The organism is Haladaptatus sp., assembly GCF_049589095.1.
Classification (GTDB): domain Archaea; phylum Halobacteriota; class Halobacteria; order Halobacteriales; family Haladaptataceae; genus Haladaptatus.
Genome location: NZ_JBAWAC010000016.1, coordinates 1 through 4,771, shown reverse-complemented (window position 1 = coordinate 4,771; position 4,771 = coordinate 1). Strand labels below are relative to the sequence as shown.

At 60.4% G+C, this 4,771-nt stretch carries 5 protein-coding genes and 1 pseudogene; 2 read left to right on the top strand and 4 right to left on the bottom strand.

Features of this window, described 5'->3' with window-relative positions; all coding sequences use genetic code 11:
- The first annotated feature begins 94 nt into the window (after positions 1 to 94).
- On the top strand, positions 95 to 361 hold the full coding sequence (locus WBV42_RS00560; RefSeq protein WP_423984316.1) for a DUF7520 family protein: 267 nt from the start codon (positions 95 to 97) through the stop codon (positions 359 to 361).
- A 24-nt stretch (positions 362 to 385) separates the two neighbouring features.
- Entirely contained in the window at positions 386 to 787 is a 402-nt protein-coding gene (locus tag WBV42_RS00555) for a universal stress protein (protein ID WP_423984315.1), read from the top strand.
- 20 nt (positions 788 to 807) lie between these two features.
- Here WBV42_RS00555 and WBV42_RS00550 read toward each other — a convergent pair whose 3' ends face one another.
- From WBV42_RS00550 to WBV42_RS00535, 4 genes and pseudogenes are all read right to left on the bottom strand, one after another.
- Positions 808 to 1,425 carry an acetate uptake transporter gene (locus WBV42_RS00550; protein WP_423984314.1) on the bottom strand — a complete coding sequence of 206 codons (618 nt, stop codon included), beginning with the start codon at positions 1,423 to 1,425 and terminating at the stop codon, positions 808 to 810.
- Positions 1,426 to 1,644: 219 nt separating this feature from the next.
- Positions 1,645 to 2,262, bottom strand: coding sequence for an acetate uptake transporter (locus WBV42_RS00545; protein WP_423984313.1), 618 nt, complete (start codon positions 2,260 to 2,262; stop codon positions 1,645 to 1,647).
- Between the two features lie 192 nt (positions 2,263 to 2,454).
- Positions 2,455 to 4,425, bottom strand: coding sequence for an acetate--CoA ligase (gene acs, locus WBV42_RS00540; protein WP_423984312.1), 1,971 nt, complete (start codon positions 4,423 to 4,425; stop codon positions 2,455 to 2,457).
- A 104-nt stretch (positions 4,426 to 4,529) separates the two neighbouring features.
- Positions 4,530 to 4,771 (bottom strand): annotated as a pseudogene (locus WBV42_RS00535) (hypothetical protein); the annotation flags it as partial.

Sequence of the window (4,771 nt, the reverse complement as noted above, 5' to 3'; positions counted from 1 at the left end):
CGAGGACGAGCAAGAGCAGTTCTTTTTCGGACATACACCCACTAAGCACGTCTGGATGAAAAGGCTAATCCTTGGCCTGCCGAAAGGGTAATACGTGTCATCTCGACTGCAAGGTCGCTCGCTCGTCGTCAGCTTGTACGTCCTCATCGTCACGTTTGCGGGAGTCGTGGGAGTCCTCCTCGGCGCGTTCGGTCCGGACGGTATGCGCCCCGTCCACCTGTTCGGCGTCATTGAGTTGCAACCGACGCCGGTCGAACTCGCCATCTATGGCATCGTGACGATCGGTCTCTTCCTCGGTATCCTGCTCTCGCTCGTTATCTTCGTCGCGGAGCGATACGACGACGCTCAGCCGAAAGGATAAGTTCCCACCATTCGACATGCCACCATGTATCACGTCCTTCTGGCAGTGGACGAAACCGAATCGCGCGCGATGGCGCAGGTAAACGCCGTTGTGGACCTTCCCGAGGCATCGTCCGAAGTGCAGGCAACGCTGCTCTACTGTTTCACCGACAATCCGAGCGGTGGCTCCGCATTGCAAGTCGGAGGTATCCGACGGGCGAAGGAGGTACTCGACGACGCTGGCATCGAAACGAACATCGTCGAATCGAGCGGGGACCCGGCCGACGTTATCCTCGACGTCGCCGAGGAACGGGGCGTCGATTGCGTCTGTGTCGGTGGTCGGCGGCGCTCGCCCGCCGGGAAGGCGTTGTTCGGCAGCGTGTCACAATCGGTCATCCTCAACGCCGACCGACCGGTACTCGTCGCAGGGGCTAAACACGCCGAGTAGGCGTGTTGCGGCCGGAACCGTTAGTCGGCGGTTCCCGTTTGTGGTTCGGTCGTCGGTCCGTCGTACGGGACGCCGCCGAGCGGAACGACTTCCCTGTCGAAACACCAGTTGGTGACTTCCGCGAAACTGACGTACATCGCGTCGAGACCGGTGACGATACCGACCCAACCACCGGCGGTGACGAGCACGTCGATACCGAGCAGGTTGCCGAAGCCCAGCAGGAAGAACGTGACCGCCAGCAGGAGGAACACGCTCCAGAGCGCCCAGTTGAGTTTGAACGTCCCGATCCACATGTAGGCCGTGAAGATGCCCCACATGATGAGGGCCATCCCGAGCGCACCCGAACTCACGGTGTCGATGAGGCCGTTCGACTCGAAGAGGACGAGCAGCGCGAACCACCACCAGAACGCGCCGTAACTGGTGAACGCGACGGTCCCGAACGTGTTCCCATTTCGGTACTCCAACAAGCCTGCGAATAGCTGAATCGTCCCGCCGTAGGCGATTGCCATCGGGATGACTGCCAACTCCAAGCTACTACCGAAAATCCCCGCGTTGACGAGGCTCAACAACACCGACGTCAGTCCGAAGCCGACGAGTCCGAGCGGTGCCGGGTTGCCGAACTCGGTATCAGTGGGCATCGGTTTTCACCTCTTTGCTTCGTCCGCGAAAACTGTCTCCGCGATACCGTACTCTGCCCCACCATTCGATGCCAATTTGTGACATGCTACACGGAGTCACACCATGTCCGCGAGCATAACTGTTGTCTGATTGTTAAATGCCCTCAGTCGGATGACTCAGTCCTTGTGCAGGCCAATTACAACCAAAAAATCTCCGAATCGCTGAATCCGTTGCGGTCGTCAGTCCGCCGGTTGGGTCTTTCGTCCCGACTTCGATTTGAGCGGGGCACCTCCCAACGGGATGACTTCCCGGTCGTACGCCCAGTTGGCCACTTCGGCGAAACTGACGAACATCGCGTCGAGCCCCGTGATGAGGCCGACCCAGCCACCGGCGACGCCGAGCCATCCGATCCCGAGGTAATCGGCGAAGCCGAGCAGGAAGAACGTGACTGCCAGCAGGAGAAACACGCTCCAGAGCGCCCAGTTGAGTTTGAACGTGGCAATCCACATGTATGTCGTGAAGACGCCCCAGAGGATGAGCGCCACGCCGAGGGTGGTCGTCGCCCCGTCAAGACTGATCCAACCGTTCTCGCCGAAGATGACGAGGAGCCCGAACCACCACCAGAACGCGCCGTAACTGGTGAACGCGACGGTACCGAACGTGTTTCCTTCACGATACTCCAGTAGTCCGGCGATCAGTTGGGCCGTCCCGCCGAACGCGAACGCGAGCGGGATAACGACCACTTCCCCCTCCGCTGGGAGCAGTTTCGCGTTCACCATGCTCAACAGGACGGTGGTCAGTCCGAAGCCGACGAGTCCGAGCGGCGCCGGGTTACCGGTCTTCGTGTCCGCAGGCATCTATCTTCCACCTCCGAACCCGTTATCGCCGTGATGTTTCCTAGCGGTTCTCTGTGTCATGGTCTGGTGTGCGAATGTCATTCGTTAGCACCACTCCTTTAGTTGTTATCCGCAATTCATATATAATGTTTGTTTAAGAAGGAGTACACGACCGGAAAACAATCGAGAAATTTGCTGCGACTACGACGCCGTTTAACTGTCTTGGACCTTGCCCTGGATGTCCTCCACGACGTCCGGGTTCCGGAGCGTGGAGGTGTCACCGAGTTCGTCCTCGTTGGCGATGTCCTCTAGCAAGCGCCGCATGATCTTGCCCGACCGCGTCTTCGGCAGTTCGGGCGTGAAGATGATCTCCTCGGGCCGTGCGATCGGTCCGATGCCGTCTTCAACGCCTTCGACGATGCGGTCGTGGAGTTCATCGTCCCCGTCGTAGCCTTCCTCGGTGATGACGTAGGCGTACACCGCTTCGCCTTTCAGGTCGTGGTGGCCACCGACGACGGCCGCCTCCGCCACGCCCTTCACGCCGACGATGGCGCTCTCGATTTCCATCGTTCCGAGACGGTGTCCGGAGACGTTGATGACGTCGTCGACACGTCCGAGAACGGTGATGTAGCCGTCCTCGTCTAGCTTCGCGCCGTCCTCGGGGAAGTACACCCACTCGTCGGCGTCGGGGTCGGAGTACTCCCGCCAGTACTCGCTGATGTAGCGGTCGTCGTTCTTGTAGACGGTGCGGAGCATTCCCGGCCACGGTTTCTGGACCGTGAGATAGCCCGCCCGTCCCGCTTGGATCGTTTCCCCTTTCGTGTCCACGATCTGTGCGTCGATGCCCGGTAGCGGCGGTCCGGCACTGCCGGGTTTCATCGTTCCGAGGGCGGGGAGCGTCGTTATCATCATCCCGCCCGTCTCGGTCTGCCACCACGTGTCAACGATGGGGCAGTCCTCGTGGCCGATGTGCTTGTAGTACCACTTCCACGCGCGTGGGTTGATGGGTTCGCCCACCGTCCCGAGCAGTCGAAGGCTGGAGAGGTCGTGCTGTTCGGGGTACTCGCTTCCCCACTTCATGTACGACCGAATCGCCGTCGGCGCGGTGTAGTAGATGTCCACACCGTAGTCGTCGACGATCTCCCAGAGGCGGTCCTTGTCCGGGTAGTCCGGCGTTCCCTCGTACATCACGCTTGTCGTCCCGAGCGAGAGCGGCCCGTACACGATGTAGGAGTGACCGGTGATCCACCCGATGTCCGCCGCACACCAGTAGGTGTCCTCGGGTTTGATGTCGAGGACGGCGTGTGAGGTCCACGATACGTACGAGAGGTAACCCGCCGTAGTGTGTTTGACACCTTTCGGCTCGCCGGTCGTTCCGGAGGTGTACATCAGGAACAGCATGTCCTCGGCGTCACGCTGGACGGGTTCGACCTCCGCACCTTCCTGTTCGTCCACGAGGTCGGCGTAGTCGTACTCCTCCTCTTTCATCGGGTGGTCGTACTCGTCGCCGAGACGGTCCACGACGATCGTATCCACGTCGTGACCGACCTGCGAGAGACCCTTGTCGGCCTTCTCCTTGTGGTGGAGCGGGTCCCCACGGCGGTAGTAGCCGTCGCAGGTGATGAGGTGCTCCGAAGCCGCGCTCTTCATCCGCGTGGCGAGCGCGTCGGCCGAGAAGCCCGCGAAGACGACGCTGTGTGGTGCGCCGATTCGCGCACAGGCCAGCATGGCGATGGGGAGTTCGGGAATCATCGGCATGTACATCGTGACGACGTCGTCCTCGCCGACGCCGACCTCACGAAGTGCCGCCGCGAACTCGTTCACCTCGCGGTGGAGGTCTTCGTACGTGTAGGTTCGTGTCTCACCCAGTTCTCCGATCCATTCGATCGCCGTCTCGTCTCCCCGCTCGTCGAGATGTCGGTCGAGACAGTTGTAGGAGGCGTTCAGCGACCCGCCGGTGAACCACTTATAAAATGGGGCGTCGCTGTCGTCGAGAACGGTGTCGTAGTCCTCGTACCAATCGAGCAAGTCGGCCGCACGCTCCCACGCCCCCGGCCAGTTCTCCTCGAACTCGTCGTAAATCTCGGGGTCCGAGACGTTTGCCTGTTCAACGAATGATTCCGGTGGCTCGAACGATTCTGCCTCTTCGAGCCGCGCTTCGAGTTCCACGGTATCGTCTGACATATGCCCATGCTAGCATGCTTTAAGGAGTGGTATAAAGATATGCTACGTTCGCCGACCATTTCGGGAAGAGAAAGTAAAATTCAGGCTTCGAAATACGATGAAAACTACTGCCGCTTCGACTCTGTCGCTTCACTCGATTTTCCACCGTTTTCGTCGTCCACTGCTCCCCCTTCATCGGCCACTTCATCCGGATTCGTCGTGGGTGTCACCGTCTCGATATTTGCTCGCAACCACGTGGCAGCGGCGGCAACCTCGTCGGCGTCCGTCGAAGTCACCTTCAGGCGTCCGGGGTCGTCGTCCCGGCCTGGATAGCTTCCGATGGCGACGTCGAACCGGTCCCGTGCCG

Excerpts from the sequence above, each read along its gene's own strand:
- WBV42_RS00545 (WP_423984313.1), bottom strand. The coding sequence starts at position 2,262 with ATGCCTGCGGACACGAAGACCGGTAACCCGGCGCCGCTCGGACTCGTC.
- WBV42_RS00555 (WP_423984315.1), top strand. The coding sequence starts at position 386 with ATGTATCACGTCCTTCTGGCAGTGGACGAAACCGAATCGCGCGCGATG.
- acs (WP_423984312.1), bottom strand. The coding sequence starts at position 4,425 with ATGTCAGACGATACCGTGGAACTCGAAGCGCGGCTCGAAGAGGCAGAA.
- WBV42_RS00550 (WP_423984314.1), bottom strand. The coding sequence starts at position 1,425 with ATGCCCACTGATACCGAGTTCGGCAACCCGGCACCGCTCGGACTCGTC.